This window comes from Ochrobactrum sp. SFR4, from assembly GCF_019730395.1.
Classification (GTDB): Bacteria; Pseudomonadota; Alphaproteobacteria; order Rhizobiales; family Rhizobiaceae; genus Pseudochrobactrum.
The window spans coordinates 1-307 of sequence record NZ_JAAPBB010000562.1; the positions used below are offsets into that span (position 1 = coordinate 1).

Here is a 307-nt window from a genome sequence, read left to right on the forward strand (position 1 = left end):
TATCCGGATCAGCTTTCCGGCGGGCAGCAGCAGCGCGTCGCTATTTGCCGTGCTTTGGTCTATGAGCCGCGTGTATTGCTGATGGACGAACCGCTTTCAAACCTTGATGCGAAACTCCGCGAAGAAGCACGCTACTGGATACGTAAGCTGATCCTCGATCTCGAAATCTGCGGTGTCCTTGTTACCCATGATCAATCCGAAGCGCTCGCCGCGTCGGACAATATCCTGCTGTTGCGTAACGGAGCCATTGTGCAGGAAGGAACGCCGCAGGATATTTATACCAAGCCAAAGAGCTTCTATGCAGCTG

1 protein-coding gene is annotated in these 307 nt (G+C 53.7%); it reads left to right on the plus strand.

Annotated elements, in window-relative coordinates:
• Nucleotides 1–307: ATP-binding cassette domain-containing protein (locus HBA93_RS20255; protein ID WP_221724470.1), on the plus strand; the 307-nt coding region annotated here is incomplete at both ends.